This window comes from Streptomyces sp. NPDC057565 (assembly GCF_042801455.1).
GTDB lineage: Bacteria > Actinomycetota > Actinomycetes > Streptomycetales > Streptomycetaceae > Streptomyces > Streptomyces yanii.
The window spans coordinates 22,677-45,272 of the sequence record NZ_JBHVFU010000054.1; the positions used below are offsets into that span (position 1 = coordinate 22,677).

The 22,596-nt window shown below is 69.4% G+C and carries 22 protein-coding genes and 1 pseudogene; 15 read left to right on the plus strand and 8 right to left on the minus strand.

Translation table 11 applies throughout. The features are described 5' to 3' along the window. Nucleotides 1-51: 51 nt before the first annotated feature. Nucleotides 52-276 carry a hypothetical protein gene (locus ACFU8W_RS42160; RefSeq protein WP_384049699.1) on the minus strand — a complete coding sequence of 75 codons (225 nt, stop codon included), beginning with the start codon at nt 274-276 and terminating at the stop codon, nt 52-54. After that, nucleotides 258-479, minus strand: a pseudogene (locus ACFU8W_RS42165) (transposase); the annotation flags it as partial. The pseudogene ACFU8W_RS42165 and the gene ACFU8W_RS42160, both read right to left, overlap by 19 nt. A gap of 162 nt (nt 480-641) precedes the next feature. Here ACFU8W_RS42165 and ACFU8W_RS42170 point away from each other — a divergent pair. Next, entirely contained in the window at nt 642-1,670 is a 1,029-nt protein-coding gene (locus ACFU8W_RS42170) for a LuxR C-terminal-related transcriptional regulator (protein ID WP_384049620.1), read from the plus strand. 52 nt (nt 1,671-1,722) lie between these two features. Here ACFU8W_RS42170 and ACFU8W_RS42175 read toward each other — a convergent pair whose 3' ends face one another. Continuing rightward, the gene (locus ACFU8W_RS42175) at nt 1,723-3,573 is read right to left on the minus strand and encodes a hypothetical protein (RefSeq protein ID WP_384049623.1); all 1,851 of its coding nucleotides are present in this window, start codon (nt 3,571-3,573) and stop codon (nt 1,723-1,725) included. Between the two features lie 68 nt (nt 3,574-3,641). Beyond that, nucleotides 3,642-5,432 carry an amino acid adenylation domain-containing protein gene (locus ACFU8W_RS42180; RefSeq protein WP_384049625.1) on the minus strand — a complete coding sequence of 597 codons (1,791 nt, stop codon included), beginning with the start codon at nt 5,430-5,432 and terminating at the stop codon, nt 3,642-3,644. A gap of 158 nt (nt 5,433-5,590) precedes the next feature. Here ACFU8W_RS42180 and ACFU8W_RS42185 point away from each other — a divergent pair, with 158 nt between their 5' ends. Then, nucleotides 5,591-6,403: a phosphotransferase gene (locus ACFU8W_RS42185; RefSeq protein ID WP_384049628.1), complete on the plus strand. Its 813-nt coding sequence runs from the start codon at nt 5,591-5,593 to the stop codon at nt 6,401-6,403. Nucleotides 6,404-6,424: 21 nt separating this feature from the next. Here ACFU8W_RS42185 and ACFU8W_RS42190 read toward each other — a convergent pair whose 3' ends face one another. The 4 genes from ACFU8W_RS42190 to ACFU8W_RS42205 are packed head-to-tail and all read right to left on the minus strand — an operon-like array spanning nt 6,425 to nt 10,258. Then, nucleotides 6,425-7,681, minus strand: a complete 1,257-nt coding sequence (locus tag ACFU8W_RS42190) for an MFS transporter (RefSeq protein WP_384049631.1) — start codon at nt 7,679-7,681, stop codon at nt 6,425-6,427. Between the two features lie 13 nt (nt 7,682-7,694). Then, entirely contained in the window at nt 7,695-8,558 is an 864-nt protein-coding gene (locus ACFU8W_RS42195) for a hypothetical protein (protein ID WP_384049634.1), read from the minus strand. After that, nucleotides 8,555-9,712, minus strand: coding sequence for a hypothetical protein (locus tag ACFU8W_RS42200; RefSeq protein WP_384049637.1), 1,158 nt, complete (start codon nt 9,710-9,712; stop codon nt 8,555-8,557). The genes ACFU8W_RS42195 and ACFU8W_RS42200 overlap by 4 nt, the downstream gene beginning before the upstream one ends. 15 nt (nt 9,713-9,727) lie before the next feature. After that, nucleotides 9,728-10,258: a hypothetical protein gene (locus ACFU8W_RS42205; RefSeq protein ID WP_384049640.1), complete on the minus strand. Its 531-nt coding sequence runs from the start codon at nt 10,256-10,258 to the stop codon at nt 9,728-9,730. Between the two features lie 383 nt (nt 10,259-10,641). Between ACFU8W_RS42205 and ACFU8W_RS42210 the strand changes: the two genes are divergently transcribed. The 13 genes from ACFU8W_RS42210 to ACFU8W_RS42270 all read left to right on the plus strand — a co-directional run bounded on the left by ACFU8W_RS42210 (nt 10,642) and on the right by ACFU8W_RS42270 (nt 22,589). Beyond that, nucleotides 10,642-11,931 carry a hydroxymethylcytosylglucuronate/cytosylglucuronate synthase gene (locus tag ACFU8W_RS42210; protein ID WP_384049643.1) on the plus strand — a complete coding sequence of 430 codons (1,290 nt, stop codon included), beginning with the start codon at nt 10,642-10,644 and terminating at the stop codon, nt 11,929-11,931. After that, on the plus strand, nt 11,915-13,102 hold the full coding sequence (locus ACFU8W_RS42215; RefSeq protein ID WP_384049646.1) for a DegT/DnrJ/EryC1/StrS family aminotransferase: 1,188 nt from the start codon (nt 11,915-11,917) through the stop codon (nt 13,100-13,102). The genes ACFU8W_RS42210 and ACFU8W_RS42215 overlap by 17 nt, the downstream gene beginning before the upstream one ends. Beyond that, nucleotides 13,099-13,920 (plus strand): phosphotransferase family protein, encoded by an 822-nt coding sequence (locus ACFU8W_RS42220; RefSeq protein WP_384049649.1) that lies wholly within the window; start codon nt 13,099-13,101, stop codon nt 13,918-13,920. The genes ACFU8W_RS42215 and ACFU8W_RS42220 overlap by 4 nt, the downstream gene beginning before the upstream one ends. 51 nt (nt 13,921-13,971) lie before the next feature. Further along, on the plus strand, nt 13,972-14,964 hold the full coding sequence (gene blsE / locus ACFU8W_RS42225; protein WP_384049653.1) for a cytosylglucuronate decarboxylase: 993 nt from the start codon (nt 13,972-13,974) through the stop codon (nt 14,962-14,964). Between the two features lie 79 nt (nt 14,965-15,043). Continuing rightward, nucleotides 15,044-15,910, plus strand: a complete 867-nt coding sequence (locus ACFU8W_RS42230) for a hypothetical protein (RefSeq protein ID WP_384049656.1) — start codon at nt 15,044-15,046, stop codon at nt 15,908-15,910. 63 nt (nt 15,911-15,973) lie between these two features. Continuing rightward, nucleotides 15,974-17,140, plus strand: coding sequence for an aminotransferase class I/II-fold pyridoxal phosphate-dependent enzyme (locus tag ACFU8W_RS42235; RefSeq protein ID WP_384049659.1), 1,167 nt, complete (start codon nt 15,974-15,976; stop codon nt 17,138-17,140). Next, complete coding sequence (locus ACFU8W_RS42240) at nt 17,133-17,930, plus strand: dihydrodipicolinate synthase family protein (RefSeq protein ID WP_384049662.1); 798 nt, start codon at nt 17,133-17,135, stop codon at nt 17,928-17,930. The genes ACFU8W_RS42235 and ACFU8W_RS42240 overlap by 8 nt, the downstream gene beginning before the upstream one ends. Before the next feature lie 210 nt (nt 17,931-18,140). Continuing rightward, nucleotides 18,141-18,299, plus strand: a complete 159-nt coding sequence (locus tag ACFU8W_RS42245; RefSeq protein WP_384049665.1) for a hypothetical protein — start codon at nt 18,141-18,143, stop codon at nt 18,297-18,299. Between the two features lie 127 nt (nt 18,300-18,426). Next, a complete protein-coding gene (locus ACFU8W_RS42250) occupies nt 18,427-19,083 on the plus strand; it encodes a hypothetical protein (RefSeq protein ID WP_384049668.1) in 657 nt (218 codons plus the stop codon). Nucleotides 19,084-19,142: 59 nt separating this feature from the next. Further along, nucleotides 19,143-19,931 carry a hypothetical protein gene (locus ACFU8W_RS42255; RefSeq protein ID WP_384049671.1) on the plus strand — a complete coding sequence of 263 codons (789 nt, stop codon included), beginning with the start codon at nt 19,143-19,145 and terminating at the stop codon, nt 19,929-19,931. After that, nucleotides 19,928-20,680, plus strand: a complete 753-nt coding sequence (locus tag ACFU8W_RS42260) for a thioesterase II family protein (RefSeq protein WP_384049674.1) — start codon at nt 19,928-19,930, stop codon at nt 20,678-20,680. The genes ACFU8W_RS42255 and ACFU8W_RS42260 overlap by 4 nt, the downstream gene beginning before the upstream one ends. 66 nt (nt 20,681-20,746) lie before the next feature. Beyond that, nucleotides 20,747-21,034: a phosphopantetheine-binding protein gene (locus ACFU8W_RS42265; protein WP_384049677.1), complete on the plus strand. Its 288-nt coding sequence runs from the start codon at nt 20,747-20,749 to the stop codon at nt 21,032-21,034. Continuing rightward, nucleotides 21,027-22,589 (plus strand): amino acid adenylation domain-containing protein, encoded by a 1,563-nt coding sequence (locus ACFU8W_RS42270; protein WP_384049679.1) that lies wholly within the window; start codon nt 21,027-21,029, stop codon nt 22,587-22,589. The genes ACFU8W_RS42265 and ACFU8W_RS42270 overlap by 8 nt, the downstream gene beginning before the upstream one ends. The last annotated feature ends 7 nt before the right edge of the window (nt 22,590-22,596 follow it).

Consider the following 22,596-nt stretch of genomic DNA (forward strand, 5'->3'; position numbering starts at 1 on the left):
AGGGTGGTGCGGTTCTCTCCTCTCCGGTGTCGTCGGGGTGGTGGCCGGCTGTCAGGTGAGGGCCGGGAGCTGAGTGCCCCGCTGCCAGGCGGTGGTGAACGCTGCTGCCCAGGGCCAGGTGCGGTCGAGGTGGCGGGTGCGCCTGCGGGCGTGGGCGGTGAGCCGGGCGGGCAGGTGGTAGAACTTCGTGCGGAGTGTCTCTGGCTCCGCGGTGGCGAGTTCGGGCTCGTCGTGGAGGAGGAGCCGGGTCCATGCAAGGTGCCGTTGCGCTGCCATCGCCGGAACAGGTCATAAGCTCGGTCCCACGGCCCGTAGCGCTCAGGGAGATCCCGCCACGGCGCCCCGGTCCTGGTCCGCCACCGTATGCCGTCGATCAGCTGCCGATGTGTCCAAATCCGAGGGCGGCCGGGCTTCTTTCCCGCTGGCAGCAACGGCTCCAGACGCTCCCACTGGTTGCCCGTCAGATCACCACGTCCCACGGCTCGCGATCATCCACGACCTTGATCAACTTTCGCAACAAGCCCTAGTATGATCAACGCATGACCTTGATCTACTTCTGAGACAGACGCTAGGTAGGTACTCAACCCATTTCGGTGTGCCGGTCATCATGGTTCCGGCCGACCACGGCCCAGGGGGATGCCATGACGATGCCACACGCCGTGACAGCAAGTGCCGAGAGGCTCTACAGACTGCTGGTCGAGAGCGGCGGCTCGGCACCGCGCGACACCCTGCTCGGCGGCGAGTCGTCGGTCGGCGCCGACACGTTCACCGAAGCCGACATCGACATCCTCGTTGCCCTGCACCTGGTGATTGTGGAGTCCGGGACGGGCGTGGTGTCGGTGCTCAACCCGCGGCTCGCGGTCACCGTTTCCGTCGCCCAGCGCGCCGCGGAGATCAGCAGGCTGCACACCGAATCGGAGCAGGTTCGCGCGGGGATCGAGGGCCTGCAGGAGGCCTACGACTCGCTGGGTGGCCTTGGCGACCAAGCGCAGGCGGTCGAACGGAGCAACGACCTCCAGCTCGTCCGCTCGCTGCTGAGCCACGCCGCGCAGAACTGTGTCAGTGAGGTGCTCACTGCCCAGCCCGAAGCGCTACAAGAGAGCGCCATGGCCGACAGCCGTCCGCGCGACCTGGCTCTGCTGCAGCGCGGTGTACGGATGCGGACGATCTATCCGCACACCGTTCTGTCGAGCCCGGGGGTGCAGCGCCACTTCTCGATCATGCAGGCGGCCGGGTCCGAGATCCGGACCGCCTCTGGGATCATCGAACGGGTCGTCATCTTCGACCGCGAGGTTGCCTTCCTGGCCGACCGGAGGGACCGCGGGGGCGGCGCCGTCATCATCCGCGAGCCCGCAGTCGTGGAGTACCTGTACCAGTCACTCGAGCAGACCTGGCGGCTGGCGACGCCGTTCGTCTACACCCGGGTCGGCTACGGGGAGACCATCGACGACATCAAGGCCGGCATCCTCCGGCTCATGGCGGCGGGTGCCAAGGACGAGGTGGTGGCCAAGCGCATGAACATGTCCACGCGCACCTGCCGTCGTCACATCTCCGAGATTCTCGCCGAGCTGGGAGCCGACAGTCGTTTCCAGGCCGGCATGCTCGCCGCCAGGCTCGGCTGGATCGACACGTCCTGGACCGAGGGCGCCCGGCAGGACACCGCTGTGTGACAGGTCTGCCGCGGTCCGCGCAGATCGGCGATTGCACTCTCATGGAAGATCCTCAAGAGAGAGCCGGGCCCGGCCGGACCCCGAGGTTGTGGCGGGCGATGCTGATGCTCAGGTCCTGGACCGCGTACACCGTGTAGTAGTACATCTGCGGGACGACCGACGCGCCCAGGGTCAGGGTGAACCCGTCTGTGAACACACCGTCCGTCTCGATCGCGGTGGAGCGCAAGGGGGCGTGGAGGGCGTAGTCGGTGAGATAGGGAGGGGCATAGAAGCCGTAGTGCACGGTGCCGTTCCGTGCCTGGGAGATTTCGAGCTGCACGGTCACCGACGCACCCATGTACGTGCTCACGGGTGACCTGGTGATCACGGCCGGAGCGTGAGCGGGACGGAAGTCGCCATCGCCGCAGCGCAGGCACCCGACGACCTCGACGTCCGGGATGACGCGGCTCTTGCCCGTCCGGAGGAACTTCTGCGCGATGTCTCCGCAGGTGTCGCACGCCACCTGTTCGGGCGTCGAGCGCACCACGCTGCGATCGGCCCAGTAGTCGGGGTAGTCCATCATCGGATCGTCCGGGTCGGCCGCGATCCTTTGGGCGATGGAGCGGTCCAACGCAGCCAGATCACGCACCAACTGGGCATGGATGCGCTCCGACTCGGTGGCGGAGGTCCGGCACAGCAGCCGGGTGTACTTCTTCAGGAACTTGGCGCAGGCCGCCTTCGACGGGTGGTCGGCGGGGAGGATCCCGCTCTCCGCCCACCCCACGGCCCGGTCGAGCGCGACGGACAGGAGCCGGTCGGTCTCCTGCTGTCGCCGATCGCCGGCGCCGACGACTGCCATGGCCGCCGCGGGACCGTTCGGCTTCCACTGCACTCCGTGACGCAGGAAGACGCCGTACGGGTTGACGTCGCCGATGCTGGCGTTGAGCACGGCCGCCATGTCCTCGTCCGGGTCGTGCTGGGCGAGAAACCGCGCCGACTCCGGCATTCCGGCGTTGCTGTTCGTGACGGCGGCGACGACGGTCTGCGCGGTGCCGTCGATGGCCGCCAGCACCATCTGGTAGCGCACGGCATAGGAGCCGGTGTCGGGGAACGGGCCGCTGTGGCAGGAGTTCAATATCAGTTCGGCCGCCACGAACTCGGAGAAGCGGATGAACCTGAGCTTGTTCTCGGGGTCCGGGTAGCCGTAGCCGAATCGGGGCCGCAGTGTGACGGGGCCCTCGGGCGCGTCGACGTCGCTGACTCCGGACAGCGCCCAGTCGCCCAGGAGCAGGACCTGATCCTTTCCATGTGACTGGAACTGCAGGCGCCGCCACGGCGCCTCGGACAGGAATCCGCGGATGTCGCGGGTCTGGAAGTCCTCGTAGGACAGCACCGCTACGTCCTTCGGCGGGTCGTCCACGACGTCCTGGCTGGTGAGCAGCGCCTGCCGGGTGACGTCCGGCCTCACCCGGGCGTACTGCTTCGCGATCATCCAGCTGACGGACGCCAGATCTCTGCCGGTCAGCACGGAGACCCCTGGGCGGGGGGCGGAGTAGCCCACGAGGGGCGCCACGATCGTCGACAACAGGTTCTGGTAGAGACCGCAGATGAACAGCGAGCGCGCACCGGACGCCATCGCCGGGTCCGTCGTCCAGGTGCGTGCCAGCGGGCGGAGCAGGATCCGGACGGCATCCGCCTCGGGGGTGTTCCCGAGGAGGTCCAGGCCCGTGCCGGCGGGTTCCGGAACCTGGACCGTGCCGTAGAGATCCTCGGCCCTGCCGGCCGACGCACGCAGGTCGGGGCGGTCGGAGGCGAGGAAGGGAATCGCCTTCGACTGTCCGTCAAGAAGGCGAGTGGCCGCCTGCGACAGGGCGGCGGTGGTGTCGCACGGATGGAACATCTCGCTGCGCTCGATGGACGTCACGGCGCATCGCCTCTCTCGTGTTTCCGTATCTGGTTCAAAGGAGGTCTCCCTTCAAGGGAAGTCGACCTTCAAAGGAAGTCCACCTCACTCCTGGCCGCGTCGATCTCGGCGGCGAGAGCGGACAGGACCGGGTGGGCGACCACCGTGCGGTATTCCAGGACGACCCCGAGTTCACGCTTGATCCGGCTCTGCATGCGGAAGGCGAGCAGGGAGTGGCCTCCGAGCTCGAAGAAGTCGTCATTGCCGCCGATGCCCTCGGTGCCCAGGAGCGACTCCCACAGGTCCGCCAGGAGACGCTCGGTCTCGGTGGCGGGAGCGGTGTGGTTCTGCCGGCGTGCGTGGTGCTGGTCGAGGAGTTCCTTCAGTCGCCGCGCATCACGCTTGCCGTGGTCGTTCGCCAGGATCTCGGTCAGGGTGATGAAGTGGCCGGGCACCATGAAGTCGGGCAGTTCGGCCTCGGCGTAGGCGCGTAGTTCCTTCAGGGGGAGTGAGCCGTCGGGGACGACGAACGCCACCAGGCGGCGATCGGAGCCCTCGCCGGAGGGCAGTACGACGGCCTCGTGCACCTGGGGGTGGCGGCGCAGCCCGCGTTCCACCTCGCCGGGCTCGACGCGGTGGCCGCGGATCTCGGTCAGGGAGTCGGCCCGGCCACGGAACTCCAGGCCGCCGTCGGCGCGTTCGCGCACCATGTCGCCGGTGCGGTGCAGCCGCGCCGGGCCCGGGGCGAACGGGTCGGGCACGAAGTGCTCGTCGGTGAGGTCGGCCGCGTCGAGGTAGCCACGGGCGACACCGGGGCCGCCCACGTACAGTTCCCCGGTTTCGCCCGGGGCGACAGGACGCCGGTTGGGGTCAAGGACGTACACGGTGACGCCGTGCAGCGGGCGGCCGACGGGAACGTCGTCGAGCTCGGCCTCGACGGCCGTCACCCGCTGCGCGGTGCAGGCGGTGGTGATCTCGGCGGAGCCGTAGAGGTGGTACAGCTCGCCCTCGAACGCCCCTGCCAGCAGGTCCTGGCAGACCGACGGCAGGAGAACGTCGCCGCCGGCCTGGAGGACGCGCAGCGAGGCGAAGGCGTCCCGGTCCTCCCGTACGACGTGGTGGACGACCGCGGTCGGGACGAGCATCGCCGTGATGCGCCGGCGCTTCAGCTCACGCTGGAAGTCCGCGGCGAGCAGCTCCGGAACCGGCGGCAGCACGGTCACTTCGGCGCCGTGCGCGAGCGTCGTCCACATGTCGAAGTGGAAGGCGCCGGACGACGGGCCGGAGATCTGGCCGATGCGATCCTCGGGAAGTAGCCGGGGCAGGTCCGGATCGGTGGCGAAGGACACAATGTTGCGGTGTTCCAGGGTGATGGCCTTCGGCGTCCCGGAGTACCCCGAGGTGAAGACGACACTCGCGGCGCCGGCGGGCGTGGCGGGGTCGTCGGCGCCGGTCCGCACCCCGGTGGTCGGCTCGCTGCGGTATGGCAGTACGTCGAGGGCGAGGGCGCTCAGGAGGTCCTGCCGTTCCGGCTCGATCACCACAAGCTTCGCGCCGCTGTGCGTGAGCATCCGGTCCCGGCGGGCGTCGGGGTACCGGGTGTCGACGGCGACGTAGACGGCACCCGCCTTGAGTACGCCGAGGGCGGCCACGAAAACATCGACGGAGCGCTCCAGGCAGAGGCCGACGCGGTCCTCGGCTGCGATGCCGTGCCCGCGCAGGGTGTCGGCGAGGGCGTCGGAGCGCCGGTCCAGTTCCACGTACGTCAGCGTCTGCTGGTCGTCGGAGACCGCCGGCCGGTCGGCGAAGCGGGCGACAGCGGCAGCGAAGAGGCCGGTCAGAGTCTCGGCGTCGGCAGCCGGTTGGGCGGATGCGGTCACGGCGATATCTCCTGGGAGGTTCGGGGGCGGGGTGGCTCGGCCGTGTCTGAATTCGGAATTCCCGATGCGGCAAGCATGGTTAGGCGTCTGGTCGCGCGACAACGCGAGAGTGCTGACAACAAGTGCGTGGGGAACTTGACGTCGCCAGGGGGGATCGGTTGAACCGGCAGGCGAGTGACGGGCGTTATCATCGCAAGGTGATTGAGGACGGCGCCACTGACCAGGGCAGCGTGACCACGGTTCGGCGGGTGGGTGACACGATCAGGCGTCCCGTGAGGGAGTGGACGCCGGCGGTGCATGCGCTGTTGAAGCACTTGGAGACGGTGGGTTTCCGCACAGCGCCGCGCGCCCTGGGTATCGACGGCCAGGAGGAGATGCTGTCGCTGCTTCACGGAGAGCCCGCCTTCAAGCCCTGGCCTCCCTGTTTGCAATCCCCGGACGGGCTGGTGGAACTCGGGCATTGGCTACGGGACTACCACCACGCCGTACGTGACTTCCGGCCGTCGCCCGGCGCTCGCTGGCAGCTGACCGAAGAGGAATGGCAGCCGGGCATGGTGATCCGGCACGGCGACCTCGGCCCGTGGAACTCCATCTGGGACGGCGACCGCCTGACCGGTTTCATCGACTGGGACTTCGCGGCACCCGGATACGCCATCGACGACCTGGCGCAACTCGCGTGGTACGCCGTGCCGTTGCGCCCGACCGATCCCGAACGGGATCCGGGCATCACCGGCATGACGATGGTGCGTACCCGCCTTGCGACTCTCTGCTCCGCCTACGGTGCGCAGCCGCAGGCCGTGTTGGACGCCCTGGCGGGGCTTCAGGAACGCGAAGCCGAGCGCATCCGACGCCTGGGCGCGCGCGGAATCGAACCGTGGGCCGACTTCCTGGCACGGGGCGATGCGACGGAGATGAGCGATGAGGCCCACTGGCTTCAGGAGAACCGTGGCCTGCTGCTCGGCGGGGCGTGAGAGGGATCCGCTCCTCCTTGTTCACCGGTCGGAGCTTTCGAGCGCCGCGGGGAGCACCGGCGCGACCGCGGTGGTCGGCGGGTCGGCCCACAGTTTGCGGCTCCGCCAGGACATGAGCGCCGCGAGGCCAGCGAGGACGGCCGCGAAGACGAACGCACCCCGGTAGTCGCTGTGCACGATGACGAAGCCGCCGGCCTGCGCCCCGATCGCCGTGCCGCAGATGGACGCGGACGTCATGATGGCGAAGCCGCTGTTGCGTTGCGTCTCCGGCACCGTTCGCGCCACGAGGTCGTACTCCGTCGCGATCACGGGCACCACCAGGATGGTGCCCGCCGACAGGGCCAGCACCATCGTGGTGAATGAGTTCGCGAAAGCGGGTACCACGTACGACACGGCCAGGCCCGTGACACCGATGCAGTACAGCGTCTCCTTGGGCATCCGCCATGTTCTGAGGGCGTACGCGGCTCCCGCGGCCAGGCCGATGCCCCCGGAGATGGCCCACAGGGGACCGGTCAGCGCCGCCGAACCGATCGACACCGCGAACGCTGGAAGCGCGACCTGCTCCACACCGCCCGCGATCGCCTCGATGACCATCCGGACGGTCAGCGCGCGAAAACCGAGCTGCCGCAGCGGGGCGAGTGCGCCATGTGATTCGGGTTCTTGACGGTCGTCCGATTCCGGCAACCGGGGGACGGAGCGCATGACCGGGAGGAACGACAGCCCGACGGCCGATCCACCCAGGAGGACAGCGCCGGCGGTTATCGCCGACTGAGCGCCGCCGAGCAGGACGAAGCCGGAGAGCGCCAGCGGACCGAGGATCGCGAACAGTGATCCGACCATGGCCTCACCAGTGAAGATCGCGTCCCGCTCGCCGTCCTGCGCCCGATCCGTGACCATCGACCGCAGCGCGGAGCTGATCGGCGGTGTCGACAGTCCGGCCAACAGACAGAGGACCGCGTTCAGCTGCACGAAGGACGGGGACTGGAGGGACAGCGTCCCCAGCGCCAGCAGTTGCACGATCCCGGTGAGGCGCAGAGCGAAGGAGCGACTGCGCCGGTCCGCCAGGTGGCCGAGCCAGGGAGCCGCCACCGCGACCCCGAAGTTCAGCACCGCGACGTAGAACCCGCCAAGAAGGGCGGACCGACCTGCCGCGTCGGTCCACAGCACCAGCGCGACGGAGGTCATGTACAGGGGCAGTCGACCGAGGAAGGCCAGGAGAAACGGCAGACGCACCCAGTCGACCGAGGCCAGAACCCTCAGCTGGTTACCAGTCTTCATCGTGATTCCATTCTCAGGACGTCAAGCTGTCACGGAAACCGAGGGCGAGTGCCCGGAGACTTCTCCCGAAGACGGACTGGACGACCTGCTCCGGCCACCAGTCGAGCGGCAGATCCTCAAGGTTCGTCATGGTGATCCGCTCGCCCACCGGCGCGTCCTGGACGACGCACGCCCGTCCGCTCGGTGCGGGCAGACCGAGGGCTGCCAGGTAGGGGGCGTCAGGGCCCAGCGCGGCGCGAACGGCGTCGACCATGTGGGCCCCCTCCACGATGCAGGCGCCGTCGGGGAGTTCGCGGTAGCGGGCGAGATACCACGTGAACGCGATGAGGATGTCGTCCTCGTTCTGGAAGCCCCGCGGGTGGTCGATGTCGGGCTGGAACGGGGCGAAGATCCCATACAGGGTCGATGTGTCGACCGAGACGGCGGACGCCGGGGGGCGGGTGTTGACCTCCACCTTGCTCGGTAGGCCCAGCTGGTCCGCGAGTTCTCTCGTCGCGGCCGCCACCGCGTCCGCGACATGCGCGAACTGCTCGGCTCGGCGCGGGTACTTCAGCTGTTCCTCGGCCAGATTGATCCGGACGACCACGTCGCTCTGCTTGCCGGCCGCGACCAGCATCGGGAGCAGGACCTCCCAGACGACGCTGACCGGCAGCCGTCGGACATCCCCGGAACTCTGTCCGATGCACGGCTGCGCGACGAACGCCGGGGCGGTGAGCAACTCGTCGATCCCGTCGCCCAATGACCCGAGAACGATCCCCGCGCCCTGATCGCCGGGGCAGGGGCGGAGGCCCGCGTCCCGCCACATCGCCGGCGTCCCCTCGCCGACCGCCGTCATCCTGCGGCCGACCAGGCCCCATTGCCGCATCGTGTCGGTCACAGCAGATCCAGCCCGGCGGGATCCAGGCGGTCGATTCTGGCGCCGAGGCAGAAGCTCGGCCAGCCGGTGCGGGCGAGCGTCGTACCGTGGTCGTTCAGCGACGACAAGGCCGTCCCCGCGCCCGGCTCGCCGTCCGCGACCATCCATTCGTCCGTGCGCGTCCACAACAGATCCAGGTCGGCCAGGCGGTCGATGCCGACGCCCAGGCAGAAGCTCGACCGGCCGTCACGGACGAATGTCGTACCGTGGTCGTTCAGCGACGACAAGGCCATTCCCGCGCCCGGCTCGCCGTCCGCGACCGTCCATTCGCTCTTCCGCGTCACGCCGGGCGTGAAGCCGTCGAGGGCCGGCGCCCAGTCGCCCTTGGCGAACCGGCCGAGGACGGCCGCGACCGCGCGCTTGATCTCCGCCATCGCCGTCGGCGCGTTCTCGGCGGCCCCGCACCACACGGCCTCCCAGACCCGGTAGGCCTCGAGCCGCCCCGCGCTGTCCCATCGCCGCGCCGGTTCCCGTCGGTAGGCGTACCCGATGCCGCAGTACAGACCGTCGGGGCGCTCGTCGAGCTCTTCCAGCAGCTCTAGACATGCCGCGTGCTGCAGGCGACCGGTCTCCAGCGACGAGGCGACATTCTGCGGGTGGTCACGACCGGTTCCGGCATTGGTGAGCATCGGGTACCACACCGAGGTCGGATCGAGAGCGGCCACGGCCGCGTCGAGGTCGGCGACGAGATCCGTGATCGCCACGGCGGGCTCGCCGACCAGCATGACGCTGCCGGTGCTGCCGGTGCTGCCGGCGACGGCCGGCCTCGTGGCCGCTCCGACGACGACATCACCGAGGGATGTGCGGGCCCGGTCGAAGCCGTCGTGAGCCGCTCCGAGGCGGCCGGTCTCGGCGAGCGGGCGGTACCAGTGCTTCTCCACGCCCGCCGGGGAGTTCACCAAGTGCTGCGACAGCGTTTCGACCGTGTCGAAGCAGGCCGGCGTGAAATCGGTCCAGGCGTCGCGGGACAGCTCGTACTCCGCCGCGGTCAGGAGTTCGGCCATGATGAGTGAGTCGACGTCACCGTGCAGTGGACTCTCGGCCGAGAGCGTGAGACCCAGGTTCTTGGAGAGCCAGCGGATCACCCAGTCACGTTCGATGTACCCGTCAGTCATGATGCTTCCTTCCTGTCAAGAAGCCGCGCGGGCGGCAGGGCGGGCGGACCGCGCGATCGACTCGAGCAGTGTTCCGGGGTCCTGAGTCACTTCGATGTCGTCGAAGAGCGATACCTCGGCGATCTCCGGCAGACCGCGGAGCAGGTGACTCGCGTTGGACGCCATGGGCTGCCGCGTGACCAGCTTGATGGGCTTGCGCAGCGCGGACGCCCAGCCCATCTCGACGTGCGTCCCGTCGGTACGCAGCAGGTCGTCACCCAGCACGGGCAGCACCGGGACGAAGACGTCGCACCGGCGCATCCAGTCGAAGTCCCGAACCGAGACCTGCTGGGGGGAGAACAGCGGGGTGTCGACGCCGAATTTCTCGGCCACGTGGGCCGAGAACACGGTGCCGTTGGCTTCCTGGATCGACTCGATGATGCCGTGAAGGGCGCGGCGAAGTGGCGAGTAGAACCCGTTGTCCTCGATTGCGTACTGAATGGGCCCGCCGACGAAGACATTGATTCCCGTGAGATCGACGCTTACCTGGACCGGGGCAGCCTGCAAGGTGTCACCTCTTGAGTGGAATGAATAGAAAGAACGGGAGATTCGAAGCGGCACTCGATCCAATACGGGCCGCATGATTCCGGGAAGGTTCGCGGGCATGCGTGAAGCACTCGAAATGTGCTGCAGAAGGAAATGCCGCTCTCCCGACGCCAATTGTCATCGGCGCTGTGGTGCGGATGACGATAGGAGCGATTACCGGGGACTGTCAACAAGCAAAACCTTAGCCGGTCAGGCAGCCGGAGAACGGCTCTGTCAGTGTCAGCAAGTCTGTCGGCCACTTGTGGCCAGTAGCTTTCCGTGGACTCATTCAGCGGGAGTGTGGAGTATCTCTACGGGCTGCTGCAAAGGCAGTCGCAATGTTTCTGCATCTCATGGGGGGATCCATGACCAGTAGCAGGTCACATTTCTCGGCCCATGGAGAAGAACCTGTCGTCGCCGTCGCCGGCGTGCAGTTCGGTTGGGGCAGCGTCGGAAAGATCGCCGCTGTCATGGACGTATTGCGTGCCAGGCACGGTGACCGGCTCGGCTTTGTCGGACTGGCCTCGGCGCTTGGCCGGCCGGTGCTGGGCGCGCATCCGGTCGACGCCTGGCTGGACGTACCGGCCGACGAGGGGGAGCTCGCCGCGCTGGTCGCGACCCGTCGCATCTCGGCGGCCCTGGTGGTGCTCGATCCGGAACTCGCCTCCCGGCTCCAGTCGGTGGGAGTGCCGGTGGTGTACCTGGACAGCCTCCCGTTCCTCTGGACGGAGCGCGACGAACTGCCCGTCGATGTCGAGGCCTACTGCGCGCAGTTGTGCCCGGCACTGCCCCAGGCGTGCTGGTCGTCGCTGCGGCGTATCCGATCGCTGCACTGGGTCGGGCCGGTGGTCGGCATGGCCGGGCACGACGGGCCCGTACCGGTGCCCGGCCGCGCGGTCCTCAACCTGGGTGGCCTGGAGTCCCCGTTCCGGGACGGAGACGACAACGCCTACCTGTCGCTCGTCCTGGAGAGCGCCCTCACAGCGCTGCGGGACCAGGGCTTCCGGGACGTGATCACCACGGGCAACGTGGACCTCGACCGGCTGCCGCGGACGCCTGCGTCGACGGGGCTCTCGATCCGTGGGGGACGGCTGCCGCGCGGTGAGTTCCTGGAAGCGCTGCGTACGGCCGAACTGGTCGTCACCTCGCCCGGGCGCACGACCCTGCTCGAGACGGCCTCACTGAACCAGCGCTGCGTGGTGCTCCCACCGCAGAACCTCAGTCAGATCGTCAACGCGGCCGATGTCGCCGGTCAGGTCGATCCCCGGATCGTGGTCGGCTGGCCGACGGACGTGGTGGACGAAGCCGTGCTCGACACGCACAAGGCACGCGGCGAGGCGGAAGCCGTCCGCTACCTCTACGGGCGCATCGCGGCCGCCGCCCAACAGCGGTCCGAGCACAGCTCCTGGCTCACCGCCCGGCTGAACGAGGCCATCGAGGCCTCCGGCCGGCCCGACGCCCGGATGGCGGCATTCTCCGGACCGACCGGGGGCGACGGTGCCACCGAGGTGGCCGACATCGTGGACCTGATCATCGAGCGGACGCGGATCGGGCACGCGGACGTCTGCCCCCCGGCCGCAGCAACTTGGCGTATTCACAACCAGCTTGGCGACATGCGAGAGATGGAGACACCTGCCCATGCGGCATCCCGATGAACTCAAGCAGGACCGGTCCCTGGCGATCAACGGCGGCACCCCCCGGTTCGACGAACTCCCCTGGGAGGACACCGGAATCGTCGCCGAGGCGGCCGACGACGTGGCCGCGCTGATCCGCACCCGGCGCACCGTCTACTGGGGCGGAGGCCCGCACAGCAAGCGCCTGGAGGCGGACTTCGCGGCGCTGATCGGCCGTGACCGCGCCTTCTTCCATCAGTCCGGGACCGCCGCGCTGCAGACCGCGCTGTTCGCTCTCGGGGTCGACGAGGGCACGCCGGTCGCGTTGAGCGACTCGGGATTCGTGGCCAGCCTCAACGCGATTTACCACCTTCGAGCCCGCCCGGTCTTCCTGCCGACCCATCCCGACACGCTGCAGTGCGTCGACGACGTGGCGGAGTGGACCGACGGAACCCCCGTGCACACGGCTCTGATCACCCACTTCTTCGGCAACGTGGCCGACGTCGAGGCCATCCGGAGCTCCTCGGGCGCGCAGTACCTCGTCGAGGACGGTGGCCAGGCACACGGCGCCACACTGCGCGGAAAGCCGGTGGGCTCGTACGGCGAGATCGGCTCCTTCGCGGGCTCCACGAAGAAGCTGGTCACCGCGGGGCAGGGCGGCCTCAACGTCTATGACGGCCCGGACATCGACTGGCGGATGCGCACCTACGGGCACCACGGCAAGTCCGGCAACTTCGAGGGTGTCTTCCCCGGGTACAACTTCCGCGGCGGCGAGATCGAGGCGATCCTGGCCCACGCCGCCCTGCGGCAGCTGCCCGAGCGGGTCGCCGCGCGCAACGCCACGGCGGACGCCATGTTCGAGATCTTCGACGACGCTGGGATCCGCACGGCTCGGCCGGCCGTCGGCCTGGACTGCACGCCGGCCTGGTTCGATGTGGCGCTCGTCCTGGACGAGGAGTGGGCCGGTCACCGCGACTGGCTGGTGGACGCGCTGGTCGCCGAGGGCATCCCGGGCTGGCACTACCCCGCCCTGATCGGCATGCCGTGGGTCAAGCCCTGGATGACCTCGCGGGGTTGGTGGGGCGAGCGCGAGGAGCACATCCTCGGCACCGAGCGCGCCCTGTGGGACCGGACCCTGGTACTCGGCACCCAGATGAGCCCTCAGGACGCCCGGAGGATCGCGGCCGCCACGGCGGAGCTGCTGAAGGGATGAGTGCAGGCGAGCTCGCCCGGGCGGCGGAGGTGTTGCAGCGGTGCGGAGACCCGGACGTACGCGACGTGCGCCTGCTGCACGGCGGCAACTGCGCGGTCTACATCGGCTCCGAACTCGTGCTGCGGGTGGGCCGGTCCTGGCCGCTGGACACTGCGCAGGAGCTGAGCTGCTGGCGGGTGGCCCGCGGCAACGGTGTGCCCGCGCCCGAGGAGGCGGGCAGCGGAGTGCTGGCCGACGGATGCCCCTACTTGGTGTATCGGCACGTCGCGGGTGCGCCGGTGGAGAGCCGGTCGGGCCTCGCCGCGGCGGGTGAGACGCTCGCGTCGTTGCATGCCGTGCCGGGGCACCGGTTCCCCCAGGCGACCCACAACCTGCCGCGCCGGAGGGCACGTTACGACACCGCCCTGCGCGCAGGCAGCACCGTGGGGATCCCTGGCGGGTCCTGGGCCGACGCCCTGCTCCGACAGGCGGCCGAGGACTGGCGGACCAGTCGCGAGGTGGCCGGGCACGGCGACTTCCGCTCGCCCAACCTGGTCTCCCGGCGGGGGCGGGTTGCCCTGGTCCTCGACTGGACCGACGCCCGCGCAGCCAGCCCCGAGAGCGACCTGGGCCAGCTCGCCCCCAACCAGTTGGACCACCTCCTGCCCGGCTACCGGGCCCACGCCCCACGGCAGCCCGACCTCGACCTGGTCGCCGGTCACGTCCTCGCCCGGTACGTGGCGCTGGAGGCGGGCGGTGTCTTCCCCACCGGCACCAGTGCCCGGATCGCCGACCTGGTGAAGGAACGGCTGCATCGCGGGAGGTGGGGCCGTGGCTGACCCCGACCCGCTGTCCGATTCCCGAAAGCACCCGACCCAAGGAGAGACACGATGAGTGGCGATCGTCACCGCTATCTGTTCATCAGGATTCTGGAGGCCTGCAACGCGGACTGCTTCATGTGCGAGTTCGCGCTGTCCCGGGACAGCTACCGCTTCACCGTGGACGACTTCGCCGAGCTTCTGCCGCAGGCCGTCGACGCCGGAGTGGGCTACGTCAGGTTCACCGGCGGCGAGCCCCTGATGCACCAGCAGGTCGTGCAGCTGGTCGAGGCCGGGACCGCGGCGGGCATGCGGATGTCGCTGATCACCAACGGCTTCCGGCTGCCCCAGATGGTCGACACCCTGGCCGCTGCCGGACTCGCGCAGATCGTGGTCAGCATCGACGGTTCCTCGGGGGCGACCCACGACGTCTACCGTCGGACTCCGGGCTGCTTCGACCGCGCGCTGGACGGACTGCGCGCGGCCAGGGCCGCCGGCATCCTCACCCGGGTCAACACTGTGGCGGGGCCGCACAACTACGACCAGCTGCCCGAGCTGCAGCGGGTGCTCACCGAAGCCGGCGTGAGCCAGTGGGAGCTGTCGGCACTCAAGCTGGAGCGCACCATCACCTACCCCTCGCGCGAGGACGTGCTGCGGGTGTGCGACCCGATCTACACCGCCGATCCGGAGCAGGTCCTGGTCCCGCTCGGTAAGCGGTTCTACGGGGACACACCCGAGGAGCAGGACGCCTTCTTTGACCAGGGCGTCACCCCGCGGGCCTCGCTCCCGCTCTGCTACGTCACCGACGACGTGATCTATCTCGACCCCAAGCAGGGCCGCGCGTTCGGCTGCAGCTGTCTGCCGCACCGGGACGGCGACGGGCCCGGGGGAGCACCGCTGCGGGACGAGCGGGGACGCGTGTTCCTCGACAGCCCCGCGCTGCGCAAGCACGCCGAGCTGTTCCGGACCGAAGGACCGCTCGTGTGCAACGGCTGCTCGACCACGGCCGCGGGCTACAGCGACGACATGGCCCGGCTCGGAGCCGTCCCGGCCTGGCACTACTGACACCCACCAGCCTGCTCACCCTGCCGGCGTTTCCCTGCTCGCCTCCCCGAGCGCGTCATCACCCACCGAGGAGCATGCCTTGACCACACCCGACGGCGGGCCCTCGCTCGTCCTCCACGCACGCCCCGACGACCTGCAAGCTGCAGCCGACCTGGAGTTCGTGGCGGCCCACCTGGCCGAGTTCCGACGGGCCGGCGTGGACGACTCCGCGACGGCCGCCCTGGTCGTGGGAGATCCGGACCGGTGTGCCGAACTGATGGCGGCCGGCCTGCCCACCGTCTACCTGCAACCCGCCGGAGCCGCCCCCGGCGACCCGGGTACGGCCGACGTCCGCGCGACCATCGTGAGCTGGCAGGTGCCGGACTGGCTGACCCCGTCGTGCGGCCGGGAACGGCAGTTCGCCCGGTCCGAGATCCAGGTGTCCAACGTGGCCCCGCCTAGGCGGGGCCGGTCGGCCGGCGGAGGCGGCCCGGCCGTCCAGCTGACCGGCGGCTGCCCGAACCCGGAACAGACCGAGGCGGCCCTGCGCTCCGCGCTGCGTGACCGGGACCCGGCCACGGGGCCGATTCCGGTCCTGACCGACTTGGCCGCGGCGGACTGGACCTGGTTGACGAGCCGACTCGGCGAGTTCGCCTTCGCACGGATCGGTCTCGCCGACTGGCCCCGCGCCCTGCGCCGGGCCGACCTGCTGGTGGCCGAACCGACCTTGCTGGCGACGACGTTCGCCCAGTCCGCGAACCTGCCGCTGCGGTTGCTCCCCGCCGTCGGCATCCGGCAGTCGCGTGTCCGGGAAGCCCTCGGCGTCCTGGCCGGCGGAGCCGGTGACCGTACGGACCTGACCGTGACACCGGACGTCTGGCCCGTGGACACCGGCCGGGCGGGAGCTCTCGGCGGCGCGACGCAGCTCGCCCGTCAGATCCGGCAACTGTGTCTCGCACCGGTCTGATCCCGCACCGTTCCCCCTGCTTCGGCCGTCCGACCGAAGCCGTTGAATCGTCCAAGGAGCACCATGTCTGGCACCGCCCTGTCCGTGAGCGCCGTTGACCTCACCCAGCACGAGATCCGGGCCCTGCGCTCGGAGCACAACCTGGCCGACGCCCACACCCACCAGTCCCAGTCCTCGGGCCAGCGCCAGATCGTGGCGTCGCTGCCCCAGCTCTGGTACGAGTCGGAAGCGGGCAAGCAGAGCACCTTCGAACAGCGCTTCATCGACACGTTCTTCCGCTTCCGCGGCCAGCACACCGCGCTCGGCCTCGACCGGACGCTGCTGACCTACGCCGCCTCCATCTCCACCGTCATCGCCGGCATGTACCTCAAGCGGCGCGGCGCGCGCGTGTCGTTGATCGAACCGTGCTTCGACAATCTTCGCGATCTGCTGGTCAACCTCGACATCGAGCTGGTGCCGCTGCCGGAGCAGGTGCTGTCGTCCGCGGACACCGTCTACGACCGACTGGCGCAGCAGCCCCGCACCGAGGTCGTCTTCCTCGTCGATCCCAACAACCCCACCGGTCACAGCCTGCTGACCGGCGGCCGACGGATCTTCGAGGAGGTGGTCCGGTTCTGCCGGGAGAACGACCGTCTGCTGGTCCTCGACCTCTGCTTCGCCGCGTTCGCGCTCGGCTCCCCCGGTGGGCGGATCGACGTCTACGAGATCCTGGAGGCGTCCGGCGTCAGCTACATCGCCATGGAGGACACCGGCAAGACCTGGCCGGTGCAGGACGCCAAGTGCGCCTTGATCACGGCGAGTGCCGACATCTATCCGGAGCTGTACAACATTCACACCAGCGTGCTGCTGAACGTCTCCCCGTTCACCCTCAATGTGCTCACCCAGTACATCAAGGACTCCGTGGCGGACGGGTTCGCGTCCGTGTCCGACGTGCTGTCGACGAACCGGGCGCTGGCCCGGGAACTCACCCGTGGCACCGTGCTGCACCACCAGGAACCCGCCGTCCCGGTCAGCGTCGCCTGGTTCGAGCTGGCCGACAGCGCCCCCAGCGCGACCGAACTGCAGCAGGAACTGGCCGACGCTGGTGTCCATGTGCTGCCAGGCACCTTCTTCTTCTGGAGCCGTCCGGAGCTGGGCGAGCGGTGGATCCGCGTGGCGCTCGCCCGTGACCCGGAGGAGTTCGCCGCCTCCATGCGCCGACTGCGCGAGGTAGTGCTGCGTCATGGGTGAGTGGCGTCCGGGCGGGGTCATGGCTCCGCTCATCACGCCGTTCGACGCCGACGGACGGGTTTCCCCGGCCTGTGTGCGGGCCCAGGTGGCCCGCGTCCGCCCGCACGTCCGGGCCGTGGTGCCCACCATCAGCTGTGGCGAGGGCTGGCAGCTGGATCCGGAGAGCTGGCGCACCGTCAACCTCGCGGCCCTGGAGGCGGCCGACGGCCTGCCGGTGCTGACCGGCATCCAGTGCGCCGACCCGGACGAGGTGCTGGCCCGGGGCCGTTGGGCGGCTCGGCACGGTGCCGCGGGAGTCTTCGTGGGGCCGCCCTGGTCGGCCGGCCGCGGCCGGCGGGAGGTGTACCGGGCGTACGCGCGGATCGCGGCGTCCCTCGACATCCCCGTCCATGTCTACAACGAGAGCGTGGTCAGCGGCGTCGAGCTGGACCTGGGGACCCTGGTCGCGGTGTGCTCCCTGCCCGACGTCGTTGGCGTGAAGGAGTCCAGCCGAGCCCCCGAGATGACGCGGTCGCTGGTGCACGCGGTCGGGGATGTCGACGTGTATCAGGGCTGGGAGGACCTCCTGACCGCCACGCCCGGGGTCGCCGGGCTGATCGGACCGCTGGCCCTGATCGAGCCGGAGCTCTGCGGCCGGTTCGCCGCCCGCCCGACCCCCGTGCTCCAGGACACGGTCACCGACACCTGTCGCCGACTCGGCCTGTTCGATCCGGACTATGTCGCCCGGACCAAGCAAGCCCTCGTACGCCAGGGGGTGTTGCGGACGGCAGCCCTGGCGGATTCGAGCTGAGCGGCGGTCGGCCGTCGGTAGCTTCAAGTTCCGTGAGCACTTGTGGCCAGTACCCGCGTGTTGCGGTGCAGTTGGGCGCTGGGTGATTCTTGAGATGTACGGAAATACTTCGTCCGCTGAACCGGTCAGTGCCTTGAGCGTGATATCCGCACTCCGTTTCAGAGGTTGAGCTCGGATAAATCAGAGAGCTTTTATTAAGGGGAATCAATCATGTCCGCGAAGTTTTCGTCTGCTCTTGTCGCCGCGCTTCTCGCCGTTTCCGCGGTGGTCGTTTCCGTGTCGGGGAGCAGTCACCCCGCCCCCGTGCGTGTCGATGCTTCGGCGGCCGCCGAGGCCGTCATGTCGCCGACCGACACCGGCTGGCAGTAAGGGACGAGGGCGGGCGGCCGGCGCCGGCACCCGAGCACAGGAGAGGAACACCGTGGACGGTTCTGGAGGGGACGTGCCCGGGAGCGGACTCCCGCGGCCGCCGTTTTCGTCGGCGGCCCGGCCACTCATGGAATTCATCGCCGCCCGCTCGGTCGACGGCGTCTCGTCGGCGGCCCGCTGCATCGAGGTCCACGACTTCCACCTGGCGGTCCACAGCGTCCGAAGAGCGGTCCGGCTGATCGACTTCGCCGGATCGGTGGCGGCGCTCGGCCGGGAGTTCCCGGACGGCCGGGAGCACTCGGCCGTGGACGGGTGCCGCACACCCGAGGACAGTGGCCCGGCGAAGGTGGTCAGCATCGTTGCCGGGAACAGACGGGCTGCAGGAACGGCCGGTCCGGGGCCGCAGCGTCAGTGCCCGTCGATCGGTCGCGAAACCGAACTGCTCGGGCGGCTCCGGCAGGTGGCGGCGGAACTCTGGGATGCCTTCGGCGGCGCGGTCGAGTCGGTCGGCGCCACCGACTGGGAGCGGCTCGGTCGGCTGACCGAACGCCAGGCCCCCGTCGCTCCGCAGGACCGCCGCCTCGCGGAAGCCGCCGAGATCTACCGGGTGTTGGTCGAGTTGAACGCCGCCGCGCTGCGCTGGGAGCGGATCCACTGGTGCGACACGTCATCGGGGAGCGACAGCTGGTGCGAGGCGTCCGGCATCAGCCCGCTCTTCCCGGTGCTGCCGCCGGCACCCGGCATGCCCGCACCGGGGACCTACCAGGGAGCCACGAGCTGGTGAGGGCCACGCTCTCCCGTCCTTGAAAGTCGGGCCACCTTACAGATTGGGCTCATAGGCTGATGGAAAAGCCCCAGCTCCTTGTATTCGACTACCCCGGGCGCCGGGACACGAAGCATGTCAGTGACCTGCGGCTGGAAGACGACGGATTCGATGTTCGCTATGCGATGAACAGCGAACTGCCCGATGAACTGTACGCCGAGTCATATGCTCGGGCGCTGGTCAGGAATTCCGGCGTCGAACCGTCATCGGTGGCCGGAGTCATCGGGTATTGCATGGCGGGACATCTCGCTCAGGAGGCCGTGGCGCAGCTGACCGCCGTGCGGGGAACCGCGCCACCGCTGATCCTGCTGGACAGTGGGCCGTGTCCGGCGCAGGCCGTCGAGGAGGAGTGCCGTACCGCGTTCGCCGCGTTCGGCGGCGACGAGGCGGTCGCGGTCCTCGACGCCGCTTCGGACGGCCTGCTCTTCTCCGCCGCCGCACTGCGCGACGACCCGCGCCGGACCATCGAGGAAGTCCGGAAGATCCTGCGGAGTTTCGCGATGGACACGATGGCCGACGACGGGGCGAGCATTGAGGAGATCCAGGACTCGGCCGAGCTGTTCATCGAGCACTACGTCGGCTGGATCACCCATCTCGTCGCCGCTCACAACAACGCCGCTCCGCGGTGGAACGGCGACGTACTCCACATCGTGTCCCGTGACCATCCGTTCCGGGGCGACTGGCCGGGCGCCTCGACGATGACGTCGGTCGTTGTCGACAGCGTGGGGAACGATCCGGTCAGCGAGGCCGCCACACGGGACTCCATCCTTTCCCGTCTCCGTCGAACCAGTTCCCTGGGGACGGCGTGACGACGGGGAATCCCTGGCTGCCGTTCGGCACCCGTCCGGAGGCCGGCATCAGGCTCCTGTGCCTGCCGCACGCGGGTGCCGGTGCCACCGCGTACAGGAGTTGGGCGCAGGGTCTTCCGCCCGAGATCGCGGCCTGCCCGGTCCAGCCTCCCGGTCGTGAGCGACGACGCGGGGAGGAGCCGTTCACGAGCGTGGAGCCGCTGGCCGAGGAGCTGGCGGGGGTGATCGCCGACTCGGTGCGAGCGCCGTACGCCCTCTTCGGTCACAGCACGGGTGCGCTGTGCGCCTTCGAGACGCTGCGTGAACTGCGACGGAACGACGGTCCGTTGCCGGTCCATCTGTTCGTGTCCGGGCGATGCGCCCCGCAGACTCCCCTCACGAGGCACGACCTGGCGGACATGGACCCGGCCGAGTTGGCCGACCTGCTGCGTCGACTCGGCGGCACACCCGAGGAAGTCCTCGCCGAGCCGGATCTGCTCGCTCTGCTCCAGCCTCTGCTGGCCGCCGATTTCTCCGTCAACGAAGGCTACGCGCACGCGGTGGAACCGCCCTTGGACATTCCGGTCACCGCTTTCGCCGGAATCGACGACCAGGGCGCGGATGTGTCCTCGACTGAGCCCTGGGCGGTACACACCGCGCGGGAATTTGTGCTGCACGCGTTGCCCGGCGGACATTTCGCGATCTTCGAGTCCGCCGCGGCCGTGCACTCCCGCATCGCCGAGGCACTCGCCCTGTACCGCGGAAACTGACCGACCATACACGGCGATCGCCGGTATGCCGCATATTGCATTTCAGACACAGTGAGGAGTATGCCCATGACGGCCGGGCGCGAGGATTTCGTGGAGGCTCCCTACGAGGCTCCGCGGGACGAGCTGGAAAAGCAGGTGGCGGCCATCGTGGCCGAGGTGCTCGACGTGGACCGAGTGGGCCGCGACGACAGCTTCTACGACTTCGGCGGAACATCGCTGCAGGCGATCCGCATCTGCACCCGGATCGAACGCGGCCTCGGCATGAAGGCGCTGCCGCTCTGGTTCTTCTCCAACGACGTCCTGCACGAGTTCGTCGAGGAACTGCGGACCAAGGCGGAGAAGGCACATGGCTGAGCCGGGCGGCGCCGCGCCGCTGATCCACGCCTCGTTCTCCCGCCACGCGGCCGAACAGCCGGACGCTCCTGCGCTGAACCTCGACGGTTCCGCCATCAGCTACGGGGTCCTCGACGCGGCCTCGGACGCCTACGCCGCGCTGCTGGCCGCCCAGGGGGCGGGCCCCGGACAGATCGTCCCGCTCGTCCTGCCCCGCTCTCCTCAGCTCGTCGCCCTGGAGCTTGCGGTGCTCAAGTGCGGAGCGGCCTACGCGAACATCGACCCGGACTGGCCGGCCGACCGCCGGGCGGCGATCTTCGCGCAGACGGCACCGAAGGTCGTCGTCACCGGACCCGCCACGGCGGTTGAGGCGGATGCCGAGGTCCTCCGCGTGGAGTTCGAGGACCTCACCGAGCCGGCGGCCAGGGCCTCCGCCTTCACCCCGGCTCACGTCACCGCGGCCGATCCCGCGACGGTGTTCTTCACGTCGGGCACCACCGGCCGTCCCAAGGGCGTCGTCGTCCCGCACCGTGCCGTCACGCGGCTCTTCGGACCCCACGGCCTGGAGGGTTTCGGGCCGGGGCACATCACACCGCAGGCGGCGGCCATCGCGTGGGACATGTACGCGTTCGAACTGTGGGGCCAACTGAGCACCGGTGGATGCGCGGTTCTCGTTCCGCAGGGGCACCTGCTGCCGAACATGCTTCGGGAGTTGATCCACACCGTCGGCGTGGACACGGTGTGGCTGACGACCTCGCTCTTCAACCTCTTCGTCGACGAGGACGTGGACTGCTTCACCGGGGTGCGACAGATGCTCATCGGCGGCGAGAAACTGTCCCCCGGACACGTGCGGACCTTCCTCGGTCGCCACCCGTCCATACCGCTGCGCAACGGGTACGGGCCCGTCGAGAACTGCATGCTCACCACGACACATCTCGTCCGTCCGCAGGACTGCGACATCGCCGAGGGCATCCCGGTGGGCAGCGTCGTGCCCGGCACGACCGTGCTGATCCTCTCGCCGACGGACACGCCGTGTGCCGCCGGCGAGACGGGCGAGGTGTGCGTCGCGGGAACCGGTCTCGCCGTCCACTACCTGGACGAGCCGGAGATGACGGCGAAGAAGTTCCCCACGGTGGAGATCGACGGTTCCCCGGTACGGATCTATCGCACCGGTGACTTCGGTCTCGTCGACGACGAGGGCGTGCTGCAGTTCCGTGGCCGGCGTGACCGTCAGGTGAAGATCAGCGGATACCGCATCGAGCTGGCCGAGATCGAGAACGCCGCCCGGGGGATCGAGGGCGTGCGCGAGTGCATTGTGGTGCCGCTCAGCGCACCGGACGGTCAGGTGACTGGACTGGCGCTGTGCTACGTGGCGCAGCCCACGGACGGTTCCGGGGGCGCCGACGGCCTCCTGGGCGAGCGAGAGGTGCGTAAGGCGCTGTCCCTTCTCCTGCCCGACTATCTGGTGCCGCGGGTGATCCGAAGGCTGGACCGCTTTCCCGTGACGGCGAACGGCAAGGCCGATCAGGCCGAGTTGCGGCGGCTGGCGGCGGGTTCTCGGCGCGGTCGGCCTTGAACGGCGG

Coding starts and splice junctions, on each gene's coding strand:
- ACFU8W_RS42265 (WP_384049677.1), top strand. CDS start 20,747: ATGACGGCCGGGCGCGAGGATTTCGTGGAGGCTCCCTACGAGGCTCCG.
- ACFU8W_RS42190 (WP_384049631.1), bottom strand. CDS start 7,681: ATGAAGACTGGTAACCAGCTGAGGGTTCTGGCCTCGGTCGACTGGGTG.
- ACFU8W_RS42170 (WP_384049620.1), top strand. CDS start 642: ATGACGATGCCACACGCCGTGACAGCAAGTGCCGAGAGGCTCTACAGA.
- ACFU8W_RS42235 (WP_384049659.1), top strand. CDS start 15,974: ATGTCTGGCACCGCCCTGTCCGTGAGCGCCGTTGACCTCACCCAGCAC.
- ACFU8W_RS42255 (WP_384049671.1), top strand. CDS start 19,143: ATGGAAAAGCCCCAGCTCCTTGTATTCGACTACCCCGGGCGCCGGGAC.
- ACFU8W_RS42250 (WP_384049668.1), top strand. CDS start 18,427: ATGGAATTCATCGCCGCCCGCTCGGTCGACGGCGTCTCGTCGGCGGCC.
- ACFU8W_RS42215 (WP_384049646.1), top strand. CDS start 11,915: ATGCGGCATCCCGATGAACTCAAGCAGGACCGGTCCCTGGCGATCAAC.
- ACFU8W_RS42160 (WP_384049699.1), bottom strand. CDS start 276: ATGGCAGCGCAACGGCACCTTGCATGGACCCGGCTCCTCCTCCACGAC.
- ACFU8W_RS42245 (WP_384049665.1), top strand. CDS start 18,141: ATGTCCGCGAAGTTTTCGTCTGCTCTTGTCGCCGCGCTTCTCGCCGTT.
- ACFU8W_RS42220 (WP_384049649.1), top strand. CDS start 13,099: ATGAGTGCAGGCGAGCTCGCCCGGGCGGCGGAGGTGTTGCAGCGGTGC.
- ACFU8W_RS42240 (WP_384049662.1), top strand. CDS start 17,133: ATGGGTGAGTGGCGTCCGGGCGGGGTCATGGCTCCGCTCATCACGCCG.
- ACFU8W_RS42200 (WP_384049637.1), bottom strand. CDS start 9,712: ATGACTGACGGGTACATCGAACGTGACTGGGTGATCCGCTGGCTCTCC.
- blsE (WP_384049653.1), top strand. CDS start 13,972: ATGAGTGGCGATCGTCACCGCTATCTGTTCATCAGGATTCTGGAGGCC.
- ACFU8W_RS42210 (WP_384049643.1), top strand. CDS start 10,642: ATGACCAGTAGCAGGTCACATTTCTCGGCCCATGGAGAAGAACCTGTC.
- ACFU8W_RS42270 (WP_384049679.1), top strand. CDS start 21,027: ATGGCTGAGCCGGGCGGCGCCGCGCCGCTGATCCACGCCTCGTTCTCC.